This window comes from Escherichia sp. E4702 (assembly GCF_963883545.1).
Classification (GTDB): Bacteria; Pseudomonadota; Gammaproteobacteria; order Enterobacterales; family Enterobacteriaceae; genus Escherichia.
In genome coordinates this window covers 20,516-46,036 of sequence record NZ_CAWORF010000013.1, presented here as the reverse complement: position 1 = coordinate 46,036, position 25,521 = coordinate 20,516, and the positions used below count along the sequence as shown (strand labels likewise).

General features: G+C 46.8%; 16 protein-coding genes, 3 pseudogenes and 1 riboswitch. Of the genes and pseudogenes, 10 read left to right on the top strand and 9 right to left on the bottom strand.

The features are described from left to right. Nucleotides 1–17: 17 nt before the first annotated feature. Nucleotides 18–818 carry a bifunctional hydroxymethylpyrimidine kinase/phosphomethylpyrimidine kinase gene (gene thiD, locus AACU94_RS05910; protein ID WP_135489098.1) on the bottom strand — a complete coding sequence of 267 codons (801 nt, stop codon included), beginning with the start codon at nt 816–818 and terminating at the stop codon, nt 18–20. Further along, on the bottom strand, nt 815–1,603 hold the full coding sequence (gene thiM, locus AACU94_RS05905) for a hydroxyethylthiazole kinase (RefSeq protein ID WP_135489097.1): 789 nt from the start codon (nt 1,601–1,603) through the stop codon (nt 815–817). The genes thiD and thiM overlap by 4 nt, the downstream gene beginning before the upstream one ends. 34 nt (nt 1,604–1,637) lie before the next feature. Beyond that, nucleotides 1,638–1,734: riboswitch (TPP riboswitch) on the bottom strand. 203 nt (nt 1,735–1,937) lie between these two features. Here thiM and AACU94_RS05900 point away from each other — a divergent pair. From AACU94_RS05900 to AACU94_RS05890, 3 genes are all read left to right on the top strand, one after another. Then, nucleotides 1,938–2,177, top strand: a complete 240-nt coding sequence (locus tag AACU94_RS05900; protein WP_032303346.1) for an HTH-like domain-containing protein — start codon at nt 1,938–1,940, stop codon at nt 2,175–2,177. A 1,054-nt stretch (nt 2,178–3,231) separates the two neighbouring features. Next, the gene (locus AACU94_RS05895; RefSeq protein ID WP_135489096.1) at nt 3,232–3,579 is read left to right on the top strand and encodes a hypothetical protein; all 348 of its coding nucleotides are present in this window, start codon (nt 3,232–3,234) and stop codon (nt 3,577–3,579) included. Nucleotides 3,580–3,588: 9 nt separating this feature from the next. Then, nucleotides 3,589–3,903, top strand: a complete 315-nt coding sequence (locus AACU94_RS05890) for a hypothetical protein (RefSeq protein WP_135404922.1) — start codon at nt 3,589–3,591, stop codon at nt 3,901–3,903. Between the two features lie 109 nt (nt 3,904–4,012). On the opposite strand, the gene rcnR is transcribed toward AACU94_RS05890, so the two are convergent. Beyond that, on the bottom strand, nt 4,013–4,285 hold the full coding sequence (rcnR, locus tag AACU94_RS05885; RefSeq protein WP_000019944.1) for a Ni(II)/Co(II)-binding transcriptional repressor RcnR: 273 nt from the start codon (nt 4,283–4,285) through the stop codon (nt 4,013–4,015). Between the two features lie 120 nt (nt 4,286–4,405). Here rcnR and AACU94_RS05880 point away from each other — a divergent pair, with 120 nt between their 5' ends. Both AACU94_RS05880 and rcnB read left to right on the top strand, forming a co-directional pair. Beyond that, nucleotides 4,406–5,227, top strand: coding sequence for a nickel/cobalt efflux protein RcnA (locus tag AACU94_RS05880; RefSeq protein WP_135489095.1), 822 nt, complete (start codon nt 4,406–4,408; stop codon nt 5,225–5,227). Nucleotides 5,228–5,444: 217 nt separating this feature from the next. Beyond that, the gene (gene rcnB / locus AACU94_RS05875; protein ID WP_000153060.1) at nt 5,445–5,783 is read left to right on the top strand and encodes a Ni(II)/Co(II) efflux transporter accessory subunit RcnB; all 339 of its coding nucleotides are present in this window, start codon (nt 5,445–5,447) and stop codon (nt 5,781–5,783) included. Between the two features lie 81 nt (nt 5,784–5,864). Here the strand turns inward: rcnB and AACU94_RS05870 are convergent, their stop codons facing one another. The 6 genes from AACU94_RS05870 to apbC all read right to left on the bottom strand — a co-directional run bounded on the left by AACU94_RS05870 (nt 5,865) and on the right by apbC (nt 12,651). Further along, nucleotides 5,865–6,899 (bottom strand): fimbrial protein, encoded by a 1,035-nt coding sequence (locus tag AACU94_RS05870; protein ID WP_135489100.1) that lies wholly within the window; start codon nt 6,897–6,899, stop codon nt 5,865–5,867. Nucleotides 6,900–6,909: 10 nt separating this feature from the next. Then, nucleotides 6,910–9,390: a fimbrial biogenesis outer membrane usher protein gene (locus tag AACU94_RS05865; protein WP_130217190.1), complete on the bottom strand. Its 2,481-nt coding sequence runs from the start codon at nt 9,388–9,390 to the stop codon at nt 6,910–6,912. A gap of 15 nt (nt 9,391–9,405) precedes the next feature. After that, the gene (locus AACU94_RS05860; protein ID WP_130217188.1) at nt 9,406–10,080 is read right to left on the bottom strand and encodes a fimbria/pilus periplasmic chaperone; all 675 of its coding nucleotides are present in this window, start codon (nt 10,078–10,080) and stop codon (nt 9,406–9,408) included. A gap of 87 nt (nt 10,081–10,167) precedes the next feature. Further along, a complete protein-coding gene (locus tag AACU94_RS05855; protein WP_130217186.1) occupies nt 10,168–10,710 on the bottom strand; it encodes a fimbrial protein in 543 nt (180 codons plus the stop codon). A gap of 291 nt (nt 10,711–11,001) precedes the next feature. Next, on the bottom strand, nt 11,002–11,283 hold the full coding sequence (locus AACU94_RS05850) for a DUF2574 family protein (protein ID WP_130217184.1): 282 nt from the start codon (nt 11,281–11,283) through the stop codon (nt 11,002–11,004). Between the two features lie 258 nt (nt 11,284–11,541). Next, a complete protein-coding gene (gene apbC, locus AACU94_RS05845) occupies nt 11,542–12,651 on the bottom strand; it encodes an iron-sulfur cluster carrier protein ApbC (RefSeq protein WP_130217182.1) in 1,110 nt (369 codons plus the stop codon). 167 nt (nt 12,652–12,818) lie between these two features. On the opposite strand from apbC, the gene metG reads away from it, so the two are divergent. The 5 genes and pseudogenes from metG to AACU94_RS05820 all read left to right on the top strand — a co-directional run bounded on the left by metG (nt 12,819) and on the right by AACU94_RS05820 (nt 25,494). After that, nucleotides 12,819–14,852, top strand: a complete 2,034-nt coding sequence (gene metG, locus AACU94_RS05840) for a methionine--tRNA ligase (protein WP_130217180.1) — start codon at nt 12,819–12,821, stop codon at nt 14,850–14,852. Nucleotides 14,853–14,992: 140 nt separating this feature from the next. Beyond that, nucleotides 14,993–15,184, top strand: a pseudogene (locus AACU94_RS05835) (WGR domain-containing protein); the annotation flags it as partial. A gap of 1,941 nt (nt 15,185–17,125) precedes the next feature. Next, nucleotides 17,126–18,793 (top strand): annotated as a pseudogene (locus AACU94_RS24685) (DUF4132 domain-containing protein); the annotation flags it as partial. A 12-nt stretch (nt 18,794–18,805) separates the two neighbouring features. Beyond that, nucleotides 18,806–21,837: pseudogene (locus AACU94_RS05825) on the top strand (WGR and DUF4132 domain-containing protein). A 9-nt stretch (nt 21,838–21,846) separates the two neighbouring features. Further along, the gene (locus AACU94_RS05820; RefSeq protein ID WP_135489094.1) at nt 21,847–25,494 is read left to right on the top strand and encodes a DUF4132 domain-containing protein; all 3,648 of its coding nucleotides are present in this window, start codon (nt 21,847–21,849) and stop codon (nt 25,492–25,494) included. The last annotated feature ends 27 nt before the right edge of the window (nt 25,495–25,521 follow it).

Sequence of the window (25,521 nt, the reverse complement as noted above, 5' to 3'; positions counted from 1 at the left end):
CAGCTATACTACGGTGCTCACCACCAGGCGTGAAAGTGGTGAACCGGACCAATCCCGTGGCCAACTTCCAGCGTGTCTGCCTGCGTTAACGCCGCAGAAAGCCAGCTTTTTGCCTCCTGTACGGTGTCAGCCCAGTTTGTATGGCGCGGGCGTAGTGCAGCCAGCGCCGCAGAGAGCGTACAACCGGTGCCGTGGGTGTTTTTGGTCATAATACGCGGTGCGGTAAACCGTTGTTCACCTTCGCGGGTAAACAGCCAGTCCGGGCTTTGCTCGTCATCCAGATGACCGCCTTTCATCAGCACTGCACCGCAGCCCATCGCCAATAATTCACGTCCCTGTTCCAGCATTTCCTGTTCGTTACGCGCGTGTGGCGCGTCGAGCAAGGCGGCAGCTTCGGGCAAGTTTGGCGTTATTAATGAAACCTGTGGCAATAATCGACTGCGCAGCGTGGCAACCGCCGAAGGTGAAAGCAGCGGATCGCCACTTTTTGCCAGCATAACGGTATCCAGCACCACGTTTTGGATCTGATAACGTTGCAACCGTTCTGCCACCGCTTCAACAATATCGGTTTCCGCCAACATACCGATTTTAGTGGTGTCGATTCGCACATCGCTGAACACCGAATCGAGCTGGGCGGCAACAAAATCAGGCTCAATACGATACACCGACTGTACGCCACGGGTATTTTGCGCCACCAGTGCAGTGATTACCGAGCAACCATACGCACCTAGCGCCGAGAAGGTTTTAAGATCGGCCTGAATCCCCGCACCACCACTCGGATCAGTACCGGCAATCGTCAGAGCGTTAATCCGTTTCATGCCTGCACCTCCTGCGTCAGCTGCCAGAGCGCGTCAAGGAAATGTGGAACAAAACTGCCTGGCCCCTCGCTTCTGGCGACTGCGCGTTCTCCGGCTTGTTTCATCCAGTGACAAGCAGATGCGATATTTTCCAGCGTATCACCCGGTAATGCACAACTGGCGGCGACGACTGCCGATAATGCACAGCCAGTTCCTACCACTTTGGTCATTAACGGATCGCCGCCGTGAATGCCAACGGTGCGACGACCATCGGTAACATAATCTACCTCGCCAGTGACCACGACAACTGCGCCAGTTTCCCGTGCCAGAGTTTGCGCGGCGGGCAACGCGTTAGCTACGTCGTCAGTGGTATCCACTCCCCGTCCACCATTAGCAACGCCAGCTAATGCCATGATTTCCGAAGCATTACCGCGTATCGCTGCCGGTTTAAAAGATAAAAGTTCATGACAAAAACAGCGACGATAATCGAGCGCACCAACCGCAACCGGATCAAGCGTCCAGGGCGTTTGTGATCGTGTTGCCTGCTCAACGGCAGCCCGCATCGCCTGCGCACGTGGCTGCGTCAGTGTGCCTACGTTAATCAACAAGGCACTGGCGATAGCCGTAAACTGACTGGCCTCTTCGACTTCGATAACCATCGCTGGCGATGCACCGAGCGCCAGTAAGGTATTGGCAGTAAAGGTTTGCACCACATCATTGGTCATGCAGTGCACAAGGGGAGAGTGTTGGTGAAAGAGGTGTAACGCGTGCGCAGATTGCGCGGAACTCAGCAGGTCGACTTGCATAGTTTGCTCCTGCCATAACGTGAAGAAGCAATGACCTGATGGTCTGTGACTTCCCTACGCTGGCATTATCCAGATCAGGTGATACGGGTATTTCTCAGCCTTCACGCAGAAGGGCACCCCGAGTCGTTTGGTTGAATCTCTATATTTTGTGCCAGATTAGGGGAAGTGGCTTGCAGATGCAAGCTCACCTCCATTCATTACTTCTTCACTGTGTACCCCATATCAGTAATGAAAAAGAAGCAATTCACACCCATCATTCAGATAGTAAAAACTATAGACTATCTTAATTAGCTAATTTATATTATTTATCTAAATTTGATAGGTGAGATAAAAAATGACAGAAACCCAGATCTACGAGAACATTAAGCAAGCCATTAGCAGCGCACCACGAAATAGCCAAACAATGGAAATGCACCTCCAGATGATCAAATACGCTGACCATCTGAAAAACGTCACGGCAAAAGAGTTTTGCGAAGGTGTAGGACTTAAAGCCAGCTTTGGTACAGAGTTCAGCAAAATGAGAAATCTTACCGAGCGACTCAAAGCCGCCGGACTTGATACCACAAAGTTATAACAAACGAAGTCATCAATATATTACTTTCGTTTTCTAGGTTTCCCTGTATATGTACCTATGATCATAAAAACCAGTTACCACCACGTAGCTGATACCATAATATTTTCATTTTTACTTTAAATAAAGAGATAAGTTTAGAGAGTGGAATAATTAAGGTCTATTTGCTCTAGCCTTTTGAGATTGAAAGTTGAGAAAGATAATTCTTTCATCTCAATAATAACGAAGTTTGATAGCTGTTTAAGCCACAATTGAAGACCAGCATCAGAGCAACCTGCTCGATGTGTTACATCACTATATTTTATTGGTGTTGATTTCCTCTTATAGAGATAAACAAGGACTTCATAGATTCGTTTTCCGGTGTCATGGGATACGCTCTATACCACCATTCTTTACTAAATATTGGATCATAATCGTACTTTAATTAAAATCGATCTAAAAAATTCATCATAGATGGCTGGATTTTTCATAGATAAATATGCCTCGATACCATTTGATATTTTTATTTGTTAATCACAGGCTAACGGCCTTGAATATTCTATAAATGATGCTTCCTCTATTCTAATTCTACCCGCGTAATATGTATACAACCCTACCTATACTCGAAGTACGTTCAACACATAAGACAACGAAAAATAGTTGTGTGCTGTAAAACTTAAATATTTTAATAATTAATTTCAAGAGAATGCAGTGCCCCCTATATTATGCAATATGAAAAGTTGGGAAAAAATCCATAAGACACATTAAAATATTACAATAATCAAACCTATATAAAGGTGAGTAGAAGGTATTCGAATGAGTCATTTCTAATATTTTTAGTCTTGCGGGCAAAGGCTATCTATTACCTAACATACAATGGAAAGCGGAAAAGTATGTAGATAGTGCAACTTGTTCCCTGAACTGCTGTTTATCCAACCTATTGCTATGAAAGTACGTAATAATTTCAAACCTAAACAATACCATTACTAAACAAATGAAAACTTGTTCGTTTTACTAATTAATAGTTTTATAATGACTACCCCAAAATAGGTAACTCAAATCCAAGCAAAGGGAAAATATGAAGAGTAAAATTTTTGCTGCACTTCTGCTACTACCTCTATCTACTTATGCAAGCTCCTATAAATGTGATGCTCTTCAGCAGGGTCAAATTGGCAGCAATGGGAAAACTGTTACGGCACTATCCTCCATCGACATTGACGGCAAACAGATGCATTTTAGCTTGAACGGAGTGAGTTGGGATCTCTCATATATTGGTGAAAAACAGATTGCAAAGATGTATAGCACCGAAAGCGGTAACGTCTCTGTATCTTTCATTGATGTCAATCCCATCATCTTCGTGCTACATCTCGTAAACGATGATGGTAGAAAAGGCACTTACAACATCAGTGAATGTTCTGAATTATAAGAGGCTAAAATGAAAAAACTACTCGTTACCGTCATCTTTATGGCAATGATGCCAAATGCATTCGCACTAAGTCACGGAGACAGCGCAACACTTAAAGAAGGTACATTTAACTGTAAAAAGTTAACCGACTTTTACGAGATGATCAGTTACATCCAAGACAAGGACCAACAGGCTATGCTGAGTCTCATTACATCCAATAAATGTCGCGTGTTAGATGAATCAATGACGGTAGAAATCCAGAGCGTCGATGACAAAGGTTTTGTTTCATTCATAACTCCTGGTGGTCATGGTGGCTGGGCTGTGAAGCAATTTTTCGAAAATTAATCAAACTATAACCTCTAATGGCGTGTGTCCTCACGCCATTTACCCTAATTCAGCTTAACGTCACTTGTCCCTCTATTTATTGCCTCAACTATGGCCATATTAGGCACTTTCATTTGATATAAGAATCCAGCACCTTCAGAACGACATCCAGATCTTCTTCACGTTTTAGCTCATCCCCCTGGTGAACGATGTGTTCCGTCAGATGACCTTTAATCACTTCCCGCATCAGACCGTTTACCGCGCCACGGATAGCGGCAATCTGCTGTAAAACTGCAGCGCATTCATGCGGCTCATCGAGCATTTTCTTGAGCGCAACAACCTGGCCCTGAATCTTACTGGCACGCGCTTTCAGTTTCTGTTTATCACGGATGGTATGAGACATGGCAACACCTGGTTAACAAGATCATGGAAAATCATAGCACTATTAATCTACTGGGGGGTAGTATCAGGTACTGGGGGGGAGTAGAATCAGGCCGCCGACTTAATACTAAGAATTATTATCATGACCGAATTTACAACTCTTCTTCAGCAAGGAAACGCCTGTTTTTTCATCCCCAGCGCCATCTTACTTGGTGCACTACATGGTCTGGAGCCAGGACACTCAAAAACGATGATGGCGGCGTTTATCATCGCCATCAAAGGCACCATTAAACAGGCGGTGATGCTCGGACTGGCAGCAACCATTTCGCATACGGCAGTAATCTGGTTGATTGCTTTTGGTGGGATGGTGATCAGCAAACGCTTTACTGCACAGTCAGCGGAGCCGTGGCTTCAGTTGATTTCCGCGGTGATCATTATTGGCACCGCGTTCTGGATGTTCTGGCGCACCTGGCGAGGTGAACAAAACTGGCTGGAGAATATGCATGAGCACCACCATCATGACCATCATCACGACCACAACCACGAGCATGATCATCATCACGAACATGACCAGAGCGACGAGTATCAGGATGCTCATGCGCTGGCCCATGCCAGTGACATTAAACGACGCTTTGATGGTAGAGAGGTCACCAACTGGCAAATTTTGCTGTTTGGCTTAACCGGCGGGCTTATCCCCTGCCCTGCGGCAATAACAGTGTTGTTGATTTGCATTCAGTTGAAAGCCCTCACATTGGGTGCAACTCTGGTCGTCAGTTTCAGCATCGGCCTGGCATTAACGCTGGTCACCGTAGGCGTTGGCGCAGCAATCAGCGTTCAGCAGGTTGCAAAACGCTGGAGCGGATTTAACACTCTCGCTAAACGCGCCCCCTATTTTTCCAGTCTGTTGATTGGTTTAGTCGGGTTGTATATGGGAGTGCATGGCTTGATGGGTATTATGAGATAAAACAATCACCTGGGCTTCGTTATCCCTTTAGCCCAGGATGATTCTTAAATCAGCTTATTCCGCTCACTTCTCGCTCAATGAGGATGCTTTTGCTGCATCCTTTCATTTACACTTTTTACGAAATCATGGGATCACTAACAAAATATCGCTTGTCGGTTATATTGTATGGCAGGAAAGATATGCGACTGATTTTACTGATCCCCAAAGTGGAGAGTATATGACCATAAAAAATAAGATGTTGCTGGGTGCGCTTTTGCTGGTAACCAGCGCAGCATGGGCCGCACCAGCCACCGCGGGTTCGACCAATGCCTCGGGAATTTCGAAGTATGAGTTAAGCAGTTTCATTGCTGACTTCAAGCATTTCAAACCAGGTGACACCGTACCAGAAATGTACCGTACCGATGAGTACAACATTAAGCAGTGGCAGTTGCGTAACCTGCCCGCACCTGACGCCGGAACCCACTGGACCTATATGGGCGGTGCATATGTGCTGATCAATGATACCGACGGAAAAATCATTAAAGCCTACGACGGTGAGATTTTTTACCATCGCTAAAAAAAGCCCCCTCGGAGAGAGGGGGAAATGCAGACACCTTATTATTTTTTATTATTAGCCACTTGCACGTCTTACTTGTTATTAGTCGTATTTCACGTTGATTAATGCGGTTGCCTGTAGTGCGCCAGATTTTACTTTATTTTTATCATAAACATAGTAACTGGCCAGGACAGGTATATTAATAATATTACTATTTAAAGAAGCCCCGGGTTTATCTGTTTTCCATAATGATGTCGCCGCGCCCTGATCGCCGCTAGCAGAGATTTTGATGGCTGCTTCAGTCCCTTTGGGTGGTTCTTTTAGATCCAACACAAATCCTACACCATTATCTATGTTGCCGCGCAAAATTGTATTGCTTCCTGTAACTAAGTCACTACTGGAAAGATATACGACCATATTCCGCGATGCTTGTTTTGTGTCGCCGAAAAGATTATCACATTTCAACGTGATTATTCCTTCCTTAGTGTTCGCCGTAATCTTTCCCTGACTTCTGAGCTGGGACAAGGCAATATCATCTACTTTTATTACTGTGTTTTCAGGCTTACAGGTCGTATTTTTAGGATAATAGGAAATACTTAACCCAAGCGTAAATGTATCCCCCGCCAGTTTACTGGTGAGATAACTTACACACCAGTTAATCTTCAATGTCTTACAAATGCTCAACCAAAAGTCAATGGATGAAGATGACTCACCGCCAATATTTGCAATCACAGTATCTGAAAGAAACCAGGTAGGTTTTCTTTCTCCAGTAAAATCAGGTGTGCCTTTAGATATTTTAACCACATAGGGTAATACTGCCTGCGCATTGCTGGATTTCCCAATCGTGTCACTGGTTTTACCTAAAGACTCTATTTTAACCTTTAAATTTTCGCCATTACCAAAAGGCCCGACTTCAACCCAATCACTTTGGATATTTTTATAGACTATTTTATCCGTGCTCGTATCACAAGATATCCCAGTAAACACAACACTTTTACTAAAGGAAACCTCATTCGCTAAAATCTCCCCCACATTAATACTATCAGTAATATTTAATGATGCAGTGGTACGACATCCAGCCCAGGTAAAATTAGCCCATAAAATAAAAATTAGTAACATTCCATTTCTGAAAATCATATTCCACCTCTCACCGACAGATATAATTTTTACTTTCATCAATCTCTTTATCGAAGGTGATTGTGCATGAAAGCCCTTGTTGCTTATCAATTGCCACATTAACCGCTGGCGGTACTTCATTGGTGCGAATAAATAACTGGCTTCCCTGGCCGACAACGCCAATATTATGACCATGGATATCATTGACTTCATAACCAAACGTTAATGGTTGCCCATCCGCTCTTGACGCTTTTATAAACCAGGGCTTGCGCTGATCGGTATCAAAATCAACCAGTACAACCGCGCCGCGATAAGGTGCGGCAATTTTCCGGTTACCGCGCAATTCTGCTTCGCTATCGCTTTGCGACACATCCAGCATCAGGTGATTTTCCCGATAAGGTGTCATTCCGTCGTATACCACCACTCCATTACGGTTTGTTGTGCGATATTTTTGCCCATTGACATAAGCATCTTTAATTCCTGGCGCATTCATCACAGCAAACGTTTCGGAAAGACGGTTCGCCAGATTAACGCCACCCGACCAGGCGACGATGCCCCCTGAAACACTGGCTCCAGCCTGTCGATAAGTACTCGACTGACTATAACTGCCATTCACTGTTGCCACCGGCGCGTTCCAGGTTAAATTCGCTCCAGCTGTCGTTTCATTTCCCTGATGTTGATGACTCAGGTTGACACCATAATTGAACTGATCCCGACTCCCTACTGTTCCTGATAATCCCGTATTATTTGAGGCAAAACCCTGATCATCAAACGTCGTTGAGTTAGACATATATATTTGCCGACGAGACGTCGTAACGTCATCACCCCAATCAAAGGGAATTGATATAAAAATATTAAAACGTTTCTCTTCATGATGATTCTCGTCATACGCCTGGCTTGCCGCGAGGGTATAGCTTATCCGCCGCCAGTTATTGGAATAACTCAGTTGATAATCTTTACTACTGCCACTGCGCCCCCAGTAATCACGCCATAAAGTACTTAATGACACAGATCCCCTGCCTTCTGGCAATGACTGACTCATATTGGCGGAAAAGCTATTTTTGCGACCAAAATCATTCTGGTAATAATCGGCAATGTCATAGACATCGTTTTTATCACGACGATAATTATCTTTATTATTTGCCCACACATAATCGTTAAACGTGCGGTAATCACGCGACGAATAACGCCAGGCCGCCAGACCAAAACGTGTCGATGTTTGGCTCAAAAATTTGTTATAAGCAATTTGATAACTTTGCCCGTCAAACACATCACCATTGTCTTGCTTACTGTGCGATTTAGTTGCATCGACTGAAATTGCGCCAATGCGCGTGTTCCAACCTGTTCCGAGGGTAAACGCGTAGTAATTATTAGCAACCATCGTGCCGCCATACAGCGTCAATAAGTTATTAAAACCATACTGATAACCTGCCTGGACAAAATCACTTTGCTTGCTCGCACCTTCAATATGACTACGGCCCGCTGCAAAATCATATTTTGATACGCCAGGTTGCAGCATATTAGGTACTGCCGCATAAGGCACCAGATATGTAGTAACTGATCCATCGGCTTCCTTAACACTCACATCAAGATCCGCACCTCCGCCCGCTAACTGCAAATCACTAATCGAAAATGGGCCAGGTGGAACCTCTTTCTGATAAACGACAAAACCGTTCTGTTCAATAGTTACCAACGCGTTACTCTGGGCAATCCCCTGTACCCGCGGGGTAAAATTTTGCTTCGAGTTTGGCAACATCTGCATATCACGAAATAACCGAACTCCGCTGAAGCGAACGGAATCAAATATATCGGCTGAAGTGTACATATCACCAATACGCAGAGTACCGAGAATTTGAGAAAATCCACGCTCCAGATACAGTGTGTTGCTTTTCCACTCCCCTGGATTATTATCCGTTTTGCTAAAACTGGCGTCAGAATGCAGCTGCCATCCCAGCAAATTTAGCCCACTGTTAAAACGCACATAGGTACTCTTACTATTACCCGAGGCTTTATAGTCACTGTAATACTGACTTACATAATAAGACGTATAAAACGCATTAATTCCCCGTTCCCAGTTTTCTGGCGGAACGTAACCATTTTCCAGTTCTTCGACCCAGGCCTGTGGGACAGCAAGATCCAAACGAAAAATTCCAATATCCCAGGCGTAGCTTCCACCCTGTACAAGTTGCTCAAATGTTAAGCATTGTTTGTCGCGTGCCAAATTATCGCTATTTATACCTAACCGCTTTACAATTTCACGCGTCAGGCAAGTTTCATCTGGGTTATCTTTTACGATAATCTCATATTTTCCACGCCATTGCTTATTGACATAAATATCAATGTCGTACTGGCCGGGTAAAGGCTGATTATCATCAAGACGCAAATTTGTTACTTGCTCACCTTTCATTCCTCCCATCATAAAATGGGTGTCAAAGGTTTCTTCTGTTGCATGTGCTTCAATGCCGAGCAATAACGCGACTATTGCTGATGCAAGCGGGGTCATTCTCAACATAGGAAGCTCCTGCGATTAAATTTTGTCACTAATATAGTTGCCGTGATCATCGATAATGGTCAGTTGCCAGCCATCCGTATTATTATTTTTCACACTGACATTCTGACTTTCTAGTGGTGCAATCATGATAGTTTCATAATTCACTTTGACGTTATTAGCCTTAACGTCAGAAATCGTTACCCAATTTGGCGAGTCATTTTTTATGACTACGTTATTACCGCTACGACTCACCCGCAATTTTTTAAAGGTCGTTTTATTTACTGGGGCAACACCTGCAGGTCGGTAAAACAACTTGATTCTGTTTTGCATGGCAAATTTTAACGCATTCTTTCCTTCATCTTCTGGGCTATTCGGTGGAATATCCAGAACGTTTAGATAGAAAATACTCTCCTTATTAACAGGTAATTTATTAGGCATGATTTTAATTTTTATTTGTTGCCCAGAATTGGCCGCTACTTTCACTACTGGTGGCGTTAACATGAAAGGAACCTGAATCTTTTCTGGCGGCAGAGACGTGTCACCATCATCAATCCATACCTGCACCAGCGAAGAGCGGTTTCCCTGATTCATCAGTTGTACCATGACTTCTTTCTGCTCTGCCGGGTAAATGATACGTGTCCCGAAAATAACCATTCCGGCATGCACAGGAAATATCATAGAAGAGATGAGTAAAGATAATAATCCTTTCATCTTAATGCCTCTTATATTTATGCTGACCGCCATGAATATGGCGGCCATTTTAAGTTGCTGAAAAAATAAGGTGATTATTTTAAATGTTTAATCCTGGGCAACACGCATAACCAATGAAGAGTTAACAGTACCAGATGCAACACCACTGTCAGTCAACTTCAGATATTTTGCCTTAAACGGTATGGCATATTGTCCGTCAGCAGTTTTATAACTTTCAATATTAAACGGTGCGGAAATATCCAGTACGTCACTGCTATCCCCTAAATAGAGATAGTATCCAACTGTGTCATTACTACTGGATATTGCCTTATCATTACCAAGAATTTTCTCGTTGGTGATCAATGAAAGTTTTACGCCATCAATAGTCTTCGGACAAGTAATTTTCAGCATACTGCTGGTTACACCAACCGCATCATCATAAGTTGAATATTTCGCTTTACCATCAAATACAGTGGTTGGTACAGTCGGCATATTAATACTGACTGAATCACCACCAGCAACAAATGTACATGGAGATTCAGCAATATTTCCTTTAATGGTTAAAGTTCCGGTGTCGACGTCTTCAGCAAATACACCAGCACTCATAAATACAGAGGACAAGACAGCGGCAGCAATAATTGAACGTTTCATAATGTGTTCCTTAATAGGTTTATTTTGTTTTGTTAAGAGTCTGTATCTCTTGGAAACAAATTTCTCACACCAAAAAGGTTGCTTCAATGTAAACATATTGTTTTATTGATTTAAAACAAATTAACTAATACAATATAATCACAACACATAATTCCATATAACAAACATATTTGAAACTGATTGATTACCGCAAATTACCGTAAATAACATTTATTAAATAAATAAAAAAGCCAAAATCATTCACGAGAATGATTTTGGCTTTCTAAATATGCTTAAAACGGTGTTGCCAAATTAATCGTAACGATTTAACACGATTTTACGTTTGTCATTATTACCCACAGCAACCACTTCTGTCGTAACGCCTTTTGCAGTAGAAGAAGCGCGATAGTTGGTTTCAACTCGTTGTAACAACCGCCCACAACGTTGCTGAAGATGATTATTAACAACATCCATACTGCATGTAGGGGAACTAATCCTGCCATTGATGGTTAATGTTGCAGTATCAGAAGAGAACGCGGGTGATGCTAGTCCATAAGCAAGAAAAAAAACTCCTGACAACCAATACTTATTCATTGAACGTTATCCCTGTAGTAAAGGTTATGCCGGGTAGATTGAGTGCATAACAAACTATAGCTGTACATCCGCTACACAGCCACGAGGGATGATAAAGAGACAGTGCTTGCACAATCAATCGCCTTTGTACAGTTTCGGACTAAGATCCACTGAATATTCGCGGCATTAAAAAAGGGGTTATTAAAGCTGCAAAAAATTCACCGCATCAATTTAACATTGATGCGGTGAATGAAGAATAACCTAAAAGGTTAATACGCGTTATACGGCGCGAAAGGCAATCTCGCCAGGGATGACTTCGCCCTGCCAGTAGAGTTGGGCTGCAACACGGTCTGCCAGCTGGCGGTAGATAGCGGTAAATTCGCTCTCCGGACGGCTGATAACCGTTGGCGTGCCTTTATCAAGATCTTCGCGTAAGGAGATGTGTAAAGGCATCTGCCCCAGCAGTTGCGTGTGGTATTTCTCTGCCAGTTTCTCTGCGCCGCCAGTGCCGAAAATCGGCTCATGGTGACCACAGTTACTGCAAATATGCACACTCATGTTCTCGACAATACCGAGCACAGGAACTTCGACCTTTTCAAACATCACGATGCCTTTTTTGGCATCAATCAGCGCGATATCCTGCGGCGTTGTTACCACTACTGCACCGGTTACTGGAATGTTCTGCGCCAGCGTCAGCTGAATGTCACCAGTTCCTGGCGGCATGTCGAGCACCAGATAGTCGAGGTCTGGCCATAAGGTTTCTTGCAACATCTGCATTAGCGCCTTGCTGGCCATTGGACCACGCCATACCATCGCATTGTCGTCAGTGACCAGATAACCAATTGAATTGGTTGCCAGGCCATGAGACATAATCGGTGCCATATGGGTGCCGTCTGGTGACGTCGGACGCTGGTTTTCTGCGCCCAGCATGGTTGGGATTGATGGGCCGTAGATATCGGCGTCCAGAATGCCGACTTTCGCCCCTTCCGCCGCCAGTGCCAGCGCCAGGTTTACCGCAGTGGAGGATTTACCCACGCCGCCTTTGCCGGAACTGACCGCAATGATGTTCTTCACGCCGTTAATACCCGGCTGATTCTTCACTCGTTTCAGAGTGGCAATGTTATGCGACAGTTTCCAGTCGATAGCTTTCGCCCCAGTGATACGCAGCAATTCGGCGCTACATTGCTCTTTTAAATCTTCGAACGCACTATGCCAGACAAACGGCATAACCAGTTCCACATGCAACGTGTCGTCCATCCAGGCAACATGGTGCAACGCTTTTAGCGTAGTGAGGTTATGCTTGAGGGTTGGGTGCTGAAAATTGGCCAGTGTCCCGGCGACCATTGCGCGCAGGGCTTCTGGTGATTTGGCCTGGGATTGTTCGTTCATCCCGACTCCTTATTTATAAAGATAACTTATCGCTATTAGTTTACCTGAAGTTAACAGCTAAGTACTTACCTAATAATGCATCATAAGATGCTTGCACAGGACTTACGTAACCATGCCCCATTTGGTACTATCTAAGCCCTTTTCACTACAAAGAAGTAATGCCTGCTATGACTCAAGTCGCGAAGAAAATTCTGGTAACGTGCGCACTGCCGTACGCCAACGGCTCAATCCACCTCGGCCATATGCTGGAGCACATCCAGGCTGATGTCTGGGTCCGTTACCAGCGAATGCGCGGCCACGAGGTCAACTTCATCTGCGCCGACGATGCCCACGGTACGCCAATCATGCTGAAAGCCCAGCAACTTGGTATCACACCGGAGCAGATGATTGGCGAAATGAGTCAGGAGCATCAGACTGATTTCGCAGGCTTTAACATTAGCTACGACAATTACCACTCTACGCACAGCGAAGAGAACCGTCAGCTGTCGGAGCTTATATACAGCCGCCTGAAAGAGAACGGTTTTATTAAAAACCGCACCATCTCTCAGTTGTACGATCCGGAAAAAGGCATGTTCCTGCCGGACCGTTTTGTGAAAGGCACCTGCCCGAAATGTAAAGCACCTGATCAATACGGCGATAACTGCGAAGTCTGCGGCGCAACATATAGCCCGACTGAATTGATCGAACCGAAATCGGTGGTTTCTGGCGCTACGCCGGTAATGCGTGATTCCGAACACTTCTTCTTTGATCTGCCTTCTTTCAGCGAAATGTTGCAGGCATGGACCCGCAGCGGCGCGTTGCAGGAGCAAGTGGCAAATAAAATGCAGGAGTGGTTTGAATCCGGCCTGCAACAGTGGGATATCTCCCGCGACGCGCCGTACTTCGGTTTTGAAATTCCGAACGCGCCGGGCAAATATTTCTACGTCTGGCTGGACGCGCCGATTGGCTATATGGGTTCATTCAAGAATCTGTGCGACAAGCGCGGCGACAGCGTAAGCTTCGACGAATACTGGAAGAAAGATTCCACCGCCGAGCTGTATCACTTCATCGGTAAAGATATTGTTTACTTCCACAGCCTGTTCTGGCCTGCCATGCTGGAAGGTAGCAACTTCCGCAAGCCGACCAACCTGTTTGTTCACGGCTATGTGACGGTGAACGGCGCGAAAATGTCCAAGTCTCGCGGCACCTTTATTAAAGCCAGCACCTGGCTGAATCATTTTGACGCCGACAGCCTGCGTTACTACTACACTGCAAAACTGTCTTCGCGCATTGATGATATCGATCTCAACCTGGAAGATTTCGTTCAGCGCGTGAATGCCGATATCGTTAACAAAGTGGTTAACCTGGCCTCCCGTAATGCGGGCTTTATCAACAAGCGTTTTGACGGTGTGCTGGCAAGCGAGCTGGCTGACCCTGAGCTGTACAAAACCTTTACCGATGCCGCTGAAGTGATTGGTGAAGCGTGGGAAAGCCGTGAATTTGGTAAAGCAGTGCGCGAAATCATGGCACTGGCTGACCTGGCTAACCGCTATGTCGATGAACAGGCTCCGTGGGTAGTCGCAAAACAGGAAGGTCGCGATGCTGACCTGCAGGCGATTTGCTCAATGGGCATCAACCTGTTCCGCGTGCTGATGACTTACCTGAAGCCGGTACTGCCGAAACTGACCGTGCGTGCAGAAGCATTCCTGAATACGGAACTGACCTGGGATGGTATCCAGCTACCGCTGCTGGGCCACAAAGTGAATCCGTTCAAGGCGCTGTATAACCGCATCGATATGAAACAGGTTGAAGCTCTGGTGGAAGCCTCTAAAGAAGAAGTGAAAGCCACTGCTGCACCAGTTACTGGCCCGCTGGCAGATGATCCGATTCAGGAAACCATCACCTTTGACGACTTCGCCAAAGTTGACCTGCGCGTGGCGCTGATTGAAAACGCAGAGTTTGTTGAAGGTTCTGACAAACTGCTGCGCCTGACGCTGGATCTCGGCGGCGAAAAACGTAATGTCTTCTCCGGCATTCGTTCTGCTTACCCGGATCCGCAGGCACTGATTGGTCGTCACACCATTATGGTGGCCAACCTGGCACCACGTAAAATGCGCTTTGGTATCTCTGAAGGCATGGTGATGGCTGCCGGTCCTGGCGGGAAAGATATCTTCCTGCTAAGCCCGGATGCTGGTGCTAAACCAGGCCATCAGGTGAAATAATCCCCCTTCAAGGCGCTGCATCGACAGCGCCTTTTCTTTATAAATTCCTAAAGTTGTTTTCTTGCGATTTTGTCTCTCTCTAACCCGCATAAATACTGGTAGCATCTGCATTCAACTGGATAAAATTACAGGGATGCAGAATGAGACACTTTATCTATCAGGACGAAAAATCACATAAATTTTGGGCGGTGGAGCAGCAAGGCAACGAGTTGCATATCAGTTGGGGCAAAGTCGGCACCAACGGGCAAAGCCAGGTAAAAAGTTTTGCTGATGCTGCTGCGGCGGCAAAAGCGGAACAGAAGCTGATCGCAGAGAAAACGAAAAAAGGCTATGTGGAAGGCGATTCGGCAAACGTATATATCCCTCCAGTCACCAAAGCCACTCCTGAAGTTAAAACTCCCCCTGTGAGTCAAAATAAACGCCCATGGCTGGCTGATAATGCAGTCATTCCGGTCACTGACGATATTAATCGATTTGCTTTTCCTCATCGCCGCAGGCCAAGAGAAATTAATTATCCGCGCAATAAAGGAGAGATATGGAAGCGTATTGCAGATAACACCAATGCATATGATTTAAAACAATACTACAGTTCTTATCCGGAAAACTGGAAGCAGGCGTTTGCCGAATTACAGTTGCGAATCCGGGATAATCTACAGACAGGGAGTGCGCAGTCTGACGCAGCATTACTCTGGCACTTTAGGAACTCTTACTCTGCAGATGAACTGGTCGATGACTTAGTCATTCGCTGTGGTCTGGAAAGTGCCGTTGAAATTGCCCTTCTCGCTCTTCAACTAAAATATAAATCAGTAAAAGGCGTCGTCACGACCATTATTCCTCCAGCTCACGAAGCAGAATCACTACCGAACTGGCATCAACGTCTATGTCATCATCTTTCACTCGCTTCAGAAGATGAGTGGCAACGCTGTGTAGATAAAGTACTTGCGGCTATTCCCTCGCTCTCCCCCGCACGGCAACCTTTTGCGGCGTTACTGCTCCCTGAACGCCCGGATATCGCCAATGCTATGGCTCTACGCTATGCAGACCAAAACGTTCCGGCGATGACCTGGTTAAGACTGGTGGTAACCGATGACGCCGCTCTGACTACAGCAGAAAAATACGATTTCCCACCGTTATATCGTGATTTTCGCGCTTATCTGGCAATGTTGCTGGCAAATAATGGAATTCGCGGTGCAGGCCGTATACTTACTGAGTTTACGGAAGAGCATTCTGACAATCCCACTTATCTCTTCGAGCGCATCAGCGAGACTGAAGATCTTGTCAAATGGCTATGGAAAACGAATCACCCGGATGCGATTCAAATTCTGATCCTCGGTGTAATTGGCAAGAAAAAGCACCTGGAATACTTAAGCAAAGCCTGTCAGAAACATCCCGCTGCGGCTATTGCCGCTTATGCAACTTTGCTGGCTATACATGAAGATGCACAGTGGCGCAACGCACTTGTCAAACTGATTACCGCCACGCCAGAGTTAGTATGCGACGTCATTCCCTGGGTTAATGCTAAGGCGGCAGGCATCTTATCTGAATGTCGTCCGCAGCCAGTCGCTGAAGAATGTGAATATGCCACTGTGGATATGTTGCCGGAGTTATTTGTTTCGCCGCCCTGGATGACCAAAGAGAAAAAGAAAAATACGCCGGTGTTTGATCTTCCTGTGCTTCCAGTTCCTTCTGTTTCGGATATCACTCCAGAGATTGCCAAAAAACTAACCCGTACATACCTTGTCACCCGCTTCCAGCAAATAGCCCAACAGCAGGCAACAAAACAGACATTGTTTACCGACCTGCCGCCGATGGAAAAAGCAAGCTGGGAGACACACTTAGTCCCCCTCACACCAGAACAGCAAATTCTGTGGTGTCTTGGTTTTGACAAATGGCGGGAGAGCGGAGAAAAAATATACGAAAAAATTCCGGCGCCACAAAGTGCCGTTGATGCCCTGCTACGCTTCGATTTTCCAGCACTCAATGCTGAATTTGCGCAATACCATGACAATGCATATAAAAGCTGGAATCTCATTGCCCTCTGTTACCTGCCTGGTCAACAGGCCATTTCTTTTCTTAACCAGATAGTCAAAGAAGATAACTACTCTGGTGAGGAAAATATTCTGGCAATTTTTGGTCGCGCCGCCATACCTGCATTTATGACCTGTCTGCAACGTAATCCACGACGCCTGTGCTTCTTCACCTTCTTCCTCGGTGTCAGTGAACTGGCCTTACCGATGGCGCAACAGCTACAGAAAAAAATGTCTTATGAAGATGCGCGAAACTGGCTAACTGACTACCCGCGCCATGCTGCCGCCGGGCTACTTCCTGTGGCCTTGGGCAAAAAAGGAAAAGATCGTGATTGTGCCCGCCAGGCGCTCCGCCTGCTAGTGAAATTAAACCAGCGAGAAACGATTGAGGAAATCGCCCGGGGGTATAACCAACCTGATGTTTTAGCTGCGCTGGCAACATTATTTGATAGCGACCCACTGGAAGAATATCCCGCTAAAATCGCCCCACTGCCCGGCTTTTATCAGTTCACCTTATGGCGCAGACCACGGCTGAAAAGTAACAACCTGCCTCTGTCCGATGACGCTATGCGCCACCTCGGCATAATGCTGAGCTTTCCACGCGACATTACCCCCTACGCAGGGCTTGCGATCATCAAAGAAACCTTCACCCGCGAATCACTGGCTGAATTTGGCTGGGATCTGTATACCGCCTGGACAGAAGCTGGCGCACCCGCAAAAGAAAACTGGGCATTTACTTCGCTTGGGATTTTAGGCAATGACGACACCGCGCGTAAATTAACCCCACTCATCCGCGCATGGCCGGGTGAATCCCAGCATAAACGCGCGGTTTCCGGGCTGGATGTATTAGCTGATATTGGCAGCGATATTGCGCTGATGCTGCTTAATGGCATCGCGCGAAAAATTAAATTCGCCGCATTGCAGGAACATGCGAGTGACAAAATCAACATGGTCGCTGAAAACCGTGGGCTGACTATGGCTGAACTGGAAGACCGCCTGGCACCGGATTTAGGACTTGATAGCAGTGGCTCGCTGACACTGGATTTCGGCCCACGTCAATTTACCGTTGGTTTTGACGAAACCTTGAAACCCGTGGTTCGCGACGCAAACGACAAAGTCCTGAAAGATTTACCTAAACCAAACCAGAGCGATGATAAAACACTGGCAACTGACGCCGTTAACCTCTTTAAACAATTGAAGAAAGATGCGCGAGCCATAGCCAGCCAGCAGATTGATCGTCTGGAGCAGGCTATGTGCCAACGCAGACGCTGGACGGCAGAGCAGTTCCGCCTGTTTCTGGTGGAGCATCCGCTGGTACGTCACTTAACCCGACGGCTGTTATGGGGAGTATATACTGAGGAAAACACGCTGATTGCCTGCTTCCGGGTCGCAGAAGACAGCACTTACAGCGATGCGCAGGAAGAGCTATTCACGTTACCAGCAGGAAACATCGGTATTCCGCATGTGCTGGAAATATCTCCTGAATCCGCCGCTGCATTTGGGCAAATTTATACTGATTACGAACTACTTCCTCCGTTCCGCCAACTCGATCGTGGTTATTACCACCTTGCTGATAATGAACGTGATTCCCATGAATTGATACGCTGGCAAGGACGTCTTTGCCAGGCCGGGCGCATTGTCGGGCTGGAACGCCGAGGCTGGCAACGTCTGGAAGAAAGCGGCAGCGTTTACGCGATGCGCAAATCTACTCCTTATGGCGATCTCGAACTTGAAACAGAACCTTTTTCATTAATTTATGGCGAAACGGGGTATAGCGACCTGCTGCCTGTCGAAAGCGTAAAAATCACTGCCTCTTATGATCGCTACGGTAAACAATCCTCCCCCACTTTCTCCGTGCTCGACGACATCACCGCCAGCGAGCTGATTAACGACATCGAATCACTGTTTGATTAAAAGGATTTAGCAATGAAAACCTATATTTATCAGGACGAAAAATCACATAAATTCTGGGCGGTTGAGCAGCAAGACAACGAGCTGCATATCAGTTGGGGCAAAGTCGGCACCAACGGGCAAAGTCAGGTAAAAAGCTTTGCAGATACTGCGGCGGCGGAAAAAGCGGAACTGAAGCTGGTTGCGGAGAAGGTGAAGAAGGGGTATGTGGAGCAAGTAGACTCAAACGCTAACTCACATGACGCCTCAGCAAAGAAAGTCCTCGTCACAGAGGAAAACGCCTCAATAAAGCATCAAATGGAAACTAACAGTTTACCCTGGCTGGCAGACAACGATCCCATTATTCTTCCCCCGAATATTGCCCGCTATGCACTCAGCCACCGCCTTTGGCCTGGGGAACCAGTAAAAAAACCGACCAAACCCGAGAAACAAAATTTAATTTCCCGGCTAGCAAATCGTACTTATCACTATTATAAAAATCTGACTTTCGATTACAGCTCATGCTCTGATGAATGGGCTGATGCGATTAGCCAGGCAATCAGCTTAATTAAGGCCCAAAAGACTGAGATACCCGCGCGTACTATGGCGGTACTTACTTTTCTGGAAATATGTTTTTGTCAGGGCTGGAATGATGAAACCTCATCCGAGTTGCTGGATGAAATTGTTAGCACCTTCGGTATCGAATACGCAACTGAAACTGTCATCTTCTGGTGGCAAATTGATTTCGATTTTGACTATAAAGATGAACATTTGACTTTCTTTATTAATTATGCAGATAGCAGCAAGGACAGTTATAGAAGGAATAACGACAAATTTAGTTTACGTCTGCGTAAACATTTATCACTAGCAGAAGAAGAAGTATGGCAAAATTGCATTGCAAAATTACTCGTTGCGTTACCAGATATATCACTCTATCGCCAACCGTTAATTGCCATTTTAATGCCAGAAATACCCGAAGTGCCCATGAGATCGTACATCGTTTACACCAGGTCGCAGATGTTCCACAACTTGAAATGTTGAAACTGGTAGCGACAGATCCATTCACGCTCGAAATACTGGAGAACTATCAATACATTGATGTATTTAACACCTATGGTGCCAGTTGGTCAGCTACGGTATTACGGGAGCAAGGTATAGCGGCACTGGCTCGCCTGGCTCCCTATGCTGAAGAAGATAATTGCGGTGACGTACTGAAATGTATTAATCATCCGTTGGCCATTACGGCACTCATCGAAGCCGCCGATACTAATAAACGCTGTTATGAACGACTAATAAAAAGTGCCGAAAATTTTCCTTCTGCCACGATAGCGGCATTAGCCGAAGCATTGGTAAAAAAAGATGATAAACGCAAACATACATTGCTGGTTTCATTACTTAATGCAAATCCTTTATTGGTCGAAAAATTAGTCATCGGATTATCGTCGCAAGCGGCAAATTTATTGCAACAATGTCAGCAATTGCTGAATAGTCGCAATGAAGATTTTGCAAACTCAGAAATTCTACCAATGGTACTAGTCTCACCGCCCTGGGCAATTCAAAATAAAAATAACGACAGCGATCCTATGGGTAAATACCCAGCGAAAATTCCCCCTTTACCGTTGTTTTATCAACCTCCATTATGGACTCGCCCGAAACTCAAAAATAGCAGCAAGGTACTGCCAGATAGCGCCCTCCTCCACCTCGGCGAAATGCTCCGCTTCCCTCAGGAAGAGGTGCTGTATCCGGGATTATTGCAGGTGAAAGACGCTTGTACCGCCGACTCACTGGCTGAATTTGCCTGGGATCTGTTTACCGCCTGGCTGACTGCGGGAGCACCGTCGAAAGAGAGCTGGGCGTTCACTGCGTTAGGTGTTCTCGGCAACGATGACACCGCCCGCAAACTGACGCCATTAATCCGCGCCTGGCCTGGCGAATCTCAGCATAAACGCGCCACCGTTGGGTTGGATATTCTCGCTGCTATCGGCAGCGATATCGCCCTGATGCAGCTTAACGGCATCGCCCAGAAACTGAAATTCAAAGCATTACAGGAGCGGGCAAAAGAAAAAATTGCCAACATTGCCGAGAGCCGCGAACTCACGGTGGCGGAGCTTGAAGATCGGTTAGCACCGGATCTCGGTCTGGATGATAACGGTTCGTTGCTGCTGGATTTCGGCCCACGCCAGTTCACCGTCAGCTTTGATGAAACCTTAAAACCGTTTGTGCGTGACGCTTCCGGCAGTCGTCTGAAAGACCTGCCCAAACCAAACAAAAGCGATGATGAATCACAGGCGAACGATGCTGTTAACCGCTACAAATTGCTGAAAAAAGATGCGCGTACCGTTGCTGCCCAGCAGGTAGCAAGGCTGGAATCCGCCATGTGCCTTCGTCGCCGCTGGTCGGCTGAAAACTTTCAGCTCTTCCTGGTTGAGCATCCGCTGGTCCGCCACTTAACCCGCCGTCTGATTTGGGGCGTTTATAGCGCCGAAAACCAGCTACTGGCTTGCTTTCGCGTAGCGGAAGATAACAGCTACAGCACCGCTGACGATGACATCTTCACCTTGCCGGAAGGCGATATCTCTATTGGTATTCCTCACGTTCTGGAGATATCACCGACGGATGCCGCCGCCTTTGGGCAGCTTTTTGCCGACTATGAACTGTTACCGCCGTTCCGCCAGCTCGACCGTAACAGTTACGCCCTGACAGAAACCGAGCGCAATGCCAGCGAATTGACCCGCTGGGCAGGCAGAAAATGCCCGAGCGGTCGGGTCATGGGACTGGCGAATAAAGGTTGGGTGCGTGGTGAACCGCAGGATGGTGGCTGGATCGGCTGGATGATCAAACCTCTGGGCCGCTGGTCGTTAATCATGGAAATCGATGAAGGCTTTGCAGTTGGTATGTCGCCAGCCGAACTTAGCGCCGAGCAACTCTTAAGCAAGCTGTGGCTATGGGAAGGCAAAGCAGAAAGCTATGGCTGGGGAAGTAATTCAACACAGGAAGCACAGTTCTTCGTGCTCGATGCCATCACCGCCAGCGAGTTGATTAACGATATTGAAGCTCTGTTTGAATAAGGAAAGAGCATGGACAAGGAATTACCGTGGCTGGCGGATAACGCCCAAGTGGAACTGAAATATAAAAAAGGCAAAACACCACTCAGCCATCGCAATTGGCCGGGCGAACCGGTGCCTGTTATCACTGAAAACATCATTCAGACACTGGGTGATGAATTGCTACAAAAAGCAGAGAAGAAAAAAAACATTGTCTGGCGTTATGAAAACTTTTCACTGGAGTGGCAGTCCGCCATCACGCAGGCCATCAACTTGATCGGCGAACACAAACCCTCAATCACGGCCCGGACAATGGCGGCGCTAGCCTGTATCGCGCAAAATGATAGCCAACAGTTGCTCGACGAAATCGTCCAACAAGAGGGGCTGGAATATGCAACTGAGGTGGTGATTGCACGCCAGTTTATTGTACGGTGTTATGAGAGTGATCCTCTGGTAGTCACATTGCAATATCAAAACGAGGACTATGGCTATGGTTATCGCTCAGAAACCTATAACGAATTCGATCTCCGATTGCGTAAGCATCTCTCTCTGGCAGAGGAAAGCTGCTGGCAGCGTTGCGCCGACAAACTCATTGCCGCACTGCCAGGAATAACCAAAGTTCGCCGCCCTTTTATTGCGCTGAACCTCCCGGAAAAACCCGAAATCGCCAACGAGCTGGTAAGCCTTGAATGTTCGCAAACTCATTTTCGCTCAAAAGAGTGGTTAAAAGTTGTTGCTGATGACCCTAAGGCGGTGAAAGAACTCGCACGTTACTGGAGCCAGGATATATTTAGCGATCGAGAAGCCAGCTACATGTCGCATGAAAACCACTTCGGTTACGCGGCCTGCGCTGCCCTTTTGCGCGAACAAGGACTGGCAGCCGTTCCGCGCCTCGCGATGTATGCACATAAAGAAGATTGCGGCAGTCTGCTGGTACAAATTAACCATCCGCAAGTCATCCGCACCTTGCTGTTAGTTGCTGATAAAAACAAACCCAGCCTGCAACGTGTGGCTAAATACAGTAAAAACTTCCCCCATGCGACGCTCGCCGCACTGGCAGAACTGCTGGCGTTAAAAGAACCACCAGCCCGCCCAGGTTATCCAATCATCGAAGACAAAAAGCTGCCTGCACAGCAAAAAGCACGCGATGAATACTGGCGTACGCTGTTACAAACGCTGATGGCATCGCAGCCACAACTAGCAGAAAGGGTGATGTCGTGGTTAAGTACTCAAGCCAGGGCAGAGCTGAAGAGTTATTTATCGGCACCGCCCAAACTGGTTATTGATGGCACCCCTAACAGCCAAATGCCTGAAATCCTCGTTTCACCACCATGGCGTGGGAGAAAGAAAAAGACTTCCATACCTCACTTTTCGCTGCCTGATCTTACGCTTGCACCACAAACGTACAGGTCGCCGAATAAACACTGGACGCCGGAACAGCAAACTGCAATTGACCATTTTAGCGCCATGTCTTTTGACGAACGTCTTGCTAAGAGAGGAGCGGATATCTTCTTGCGGGAATTAGGTTTTGACGTTCATAGCCTGGAATTTAATAAGCGTCTTCTTAATGGACAGTTGGATGCCTTTGATGCTCAGCAACTGCAAGAATACACATCAATAGGACTATTGCGTACTTATCACGCGCATCAGGCCAAATCTAAACAGTACCGGGAAGAAGCCACCAAATCATTACTGGCACAAGATAGCATTGCGTTGATGGAAGGGTGGCGAACTTTTCAGTACGGATTTTACTATGGTAATGAAAAGCGTTGGGGGATTTGGAATCTGTACCTTATCGCGCAGATGCCGCGCGAAATGGCGGTATCGTGCTGGCAACAAATTGTCGAGGCTGATTTTCATTACACCGGGGTGGAATATCTGTTAAGTGTGCTGGGTACCGATGCTTTGCCAGGATTAAACACCGCCTTTGCCCGACATCCAAAAGAGATATTTCCACTGCTGATTCATTTTGGCGCAACAGAACTGGCGCTGCCTGTTGCCCGCATCTGGCACCGTTTTGCGGGCCAGCGTAATCTGGCTCGCCAGTGGATTTTACAATGGCCGGAACATACGGCTACTGCACTTATCCCTCTTGTCTTTACCAAACCCAGCGATAACAGCGAAGCGGCATTACTAGCCCTGCGTTTACTTTACGAACAGGGACATGGCGAGTTACTGCAAACCCTGGCAAACCGCTGGCAGCGTACAGATGTATGGCCTGCCCTGGAACAATTACTTAAACAGAGTCCAATAGAGATTTACCCGGCACGCATTCCAAAAGCCCCTGATTTCTGGCATCCGCAAATGTGGTCCAGGCCGCGCCTTATCACGAATAATCAACCTGTTACTAATGACGCTCTGGAAATTATCGGCGAAATGCTGCGCTTTACCCAGGGTGGACGTTTTTATAGCGGGCTGGAACAACTGAAAACGTTCTGCCAACCGCAAACGCTGGCCGCTTTTGCCTGGGATCTCTTCACCGCATGGCAACAAGCGGGCGCCCCCGCAAAAGACAACTGGGCATTTCTGGCGTTAAGTCTCTTTGGCGACGAAAGCACGGCACGGGATCTGACGACACAGATCCTCGCCTGGCCACAAGAAGGCAAATCTGCCCGTGCTGTCAGTGGTCTGAATATACTCACCCTGATGAATAATGATATGGCGCTGATACAGCTGCATCATATATCGCAACGGGCGAAATCCCGCCCCTTACGTGATAACGCGGCGGAATTACTTCAGGTGGTCGCAGAAAATCGCGGGCTAAGCCAGGAAGAGTTAGCGGACAGATTAGTCCCATCACTGGGCCTTGATGATCCGCAGGCGTTGATTTTTGATTTTGGTCCCCGGCAGTTTACCGTTCGATTCGATGAAAACCTCAACCCGGTTATCTACGATCAACAAAACGTTCGCCAGAAAAGTGTTCCCCGGTTGCGCGCCGATGACGATCAACTGAAAGCGCCCGAGGCACTGGCCCGATTAAAAGGGCTAAAAAAAGATGCCACTCAGGTGAGCAAAAACCTGCTCCCGCGTCTTGAAACTGCCCTGCGCACCACCCGACGCTGGCCGCTGGCAGATTTTCATTCTCTCTTTGTTAATCATCCATTTACTCGCCTGGTTACCCAGCGACTGATATGGGGCGTTTATCTGGCAAATGAACCGCGACATTTACTCAACGCCTTTCGTGTGGCCGCAGAGGGGGAATTCTGCAATGCACAAGATGAGCCAATTGACCTGCCTGCGGACGCTCTGATTGGCATTGCCCACCCGTTAGAAATGACAGCAGAAATGCGCAGTGAATTTGCACAGCTTTTTGCCGATTACGAAATTATGCCGCCTTTTCGCCAGTTGTCGCGCCGCACGGTGCTGCTCACACCTGACGAGTCAACCAGTAACAGCCTGACTCGCTGGGAAGGTAAATCCGCTACCGTTGGGCAACTTATGGGAATGCGATACAAAGGCTGGGAGTCAGGCTATGAGGACGCATTTGTCTATAATTTGGGCGAGTACCGGCTGGTCCTTAAGTTTTCACCCGGTTTTAACCACTACAATGTTGATAGCAAAGCGCTAATGAGCTTCCGTTCTCTTCGGGTGTACCGTGACAATAAATCCGTCACTTTTGCCGAACTTGATGTGTTTGATTTGAGTGAGGCGTTAAGCGCACCTGACGTCATTTTCCATTAAAACACAGCGGGCAGTGATGCAACTGCC

What these genes read in the sequence shown, in the direction of transcription:
- AACU94_RS05855 (WP_130217186.1), bottom strand. Translation starts at nt 10,710, where the DNA reads ATGAAACGTTCAATTATTGCTGCCGCTGTCTTGTCCTCTGTATTTATG.
- AACU94_RS05870 (WP_135489100.1), bottom strand. Translation starts at nt 6,899, where the DNA reads ATGATTTTCAGAAATGGAATGTTACTAATTTTTATTTTATGGGCTAAT.
- AACU94_RS05865 (WP_130217190.1), bottom strand. Translation starts at nt 9,390, where the DNA reads ATGTTGAGAATGACCCCGCTTGCATCAGCAATAGTCGCGTTATTGCTC.
- AACU94_RS05820 (WP_135489094.1), top strand. Translation starts at nt 21,847, where the DNA reads ATGGACAAGGAATTACCGTGGCTGGCGGATAACGCCCAAGTGGAACTG.
- AACU94_RS05900 (WP_032303346.1), top strand. Translation starts at nt 1,938, where the DNA reads ATGACAGAAACCCAGATCTACGAGAACATTAAGCAAGCCATTAGCAGC.
- thiD (WP_135489098.1), bottom strand. Translation starts at nt 818, where the DNA reads ATGAAACGGATTAACGCTCTGACGATTGCCGGTACTGATCCGAGTGGT.
- AACU94_RS05860 (WP_130217188.1), bottom strand. Translation starts at nt 10,080, where the DNA reads ATGAAAGGATTATTATCTTTACTCATCTCTTCTATGATATTTCCTGTG.
- rcnB (WP_000153060.1), top strand. Translation starts at nt 5,445, where the DNA reads ATGACCATAAAAAATAAGATGTTGCTGGGTGCGCTTTTGCTGGTAACC.
- rcnR (WP_000019944.1), bottom strand. Translation starts at nt 4,285, where the DNA reads ATGTCTCATACCATCCGTGATAAACAGAAACTGAAAGCGCGTGCCAGT.
- thiM (WP_135489097.1), bottom strand. Translation starts at nt 1,603, where the DNA reads ATGCAAGTCGACCTGCTGAGTTCCGCGCAATCTGCGCACGCGTTACAC.
- AACU94_RS05895 (WP_135489096.1), top strand. Translation starts at nt 3,232, where the DNA reads ATGAAGAGTAAAATTTTTGCTGCACTTCTGCTACTACCTCTATCTACT.
- metG (WP_130217180.1), top strand. Translation starts at nt 12,819, where the DNA reads ATGACTCAAGTCGCGAAGAAAATTCTGGTAACGTGCGCACTGCCGTAC.
- AACU94_RS05850 (WP_130217184.1), bottom strand. Translation starts at nt 11,283, where the DNA reads ATGAATAAGTATTGGTTGTCAGGAGTTTTTTTTCTTGCTTATGGACTA.
- apbC (WP_130217182.1), bottom strand. Translation starts at nt 12,651, where the DNA reads ATGAACGAACAATCCCAGGCCAAATCACCAGAAGCCCTGCGCGCAATG.
- AACU94_RS05890 (WP_135404922.1), top strand. Translation starts at nt 3,589, where the DNA reads ATGAAAAAACTACTCGTTACCGTCATCTTTATGGCAATGATGCCAAAT.
- AACU94_RS05880 (WP_135489095.1), top strand. Translation starts at nt 4,406, where the DNA reads ATGACCGAATTTACAACTCTTCTTCAGCAAGGAAACGCCTGTTTTTTC.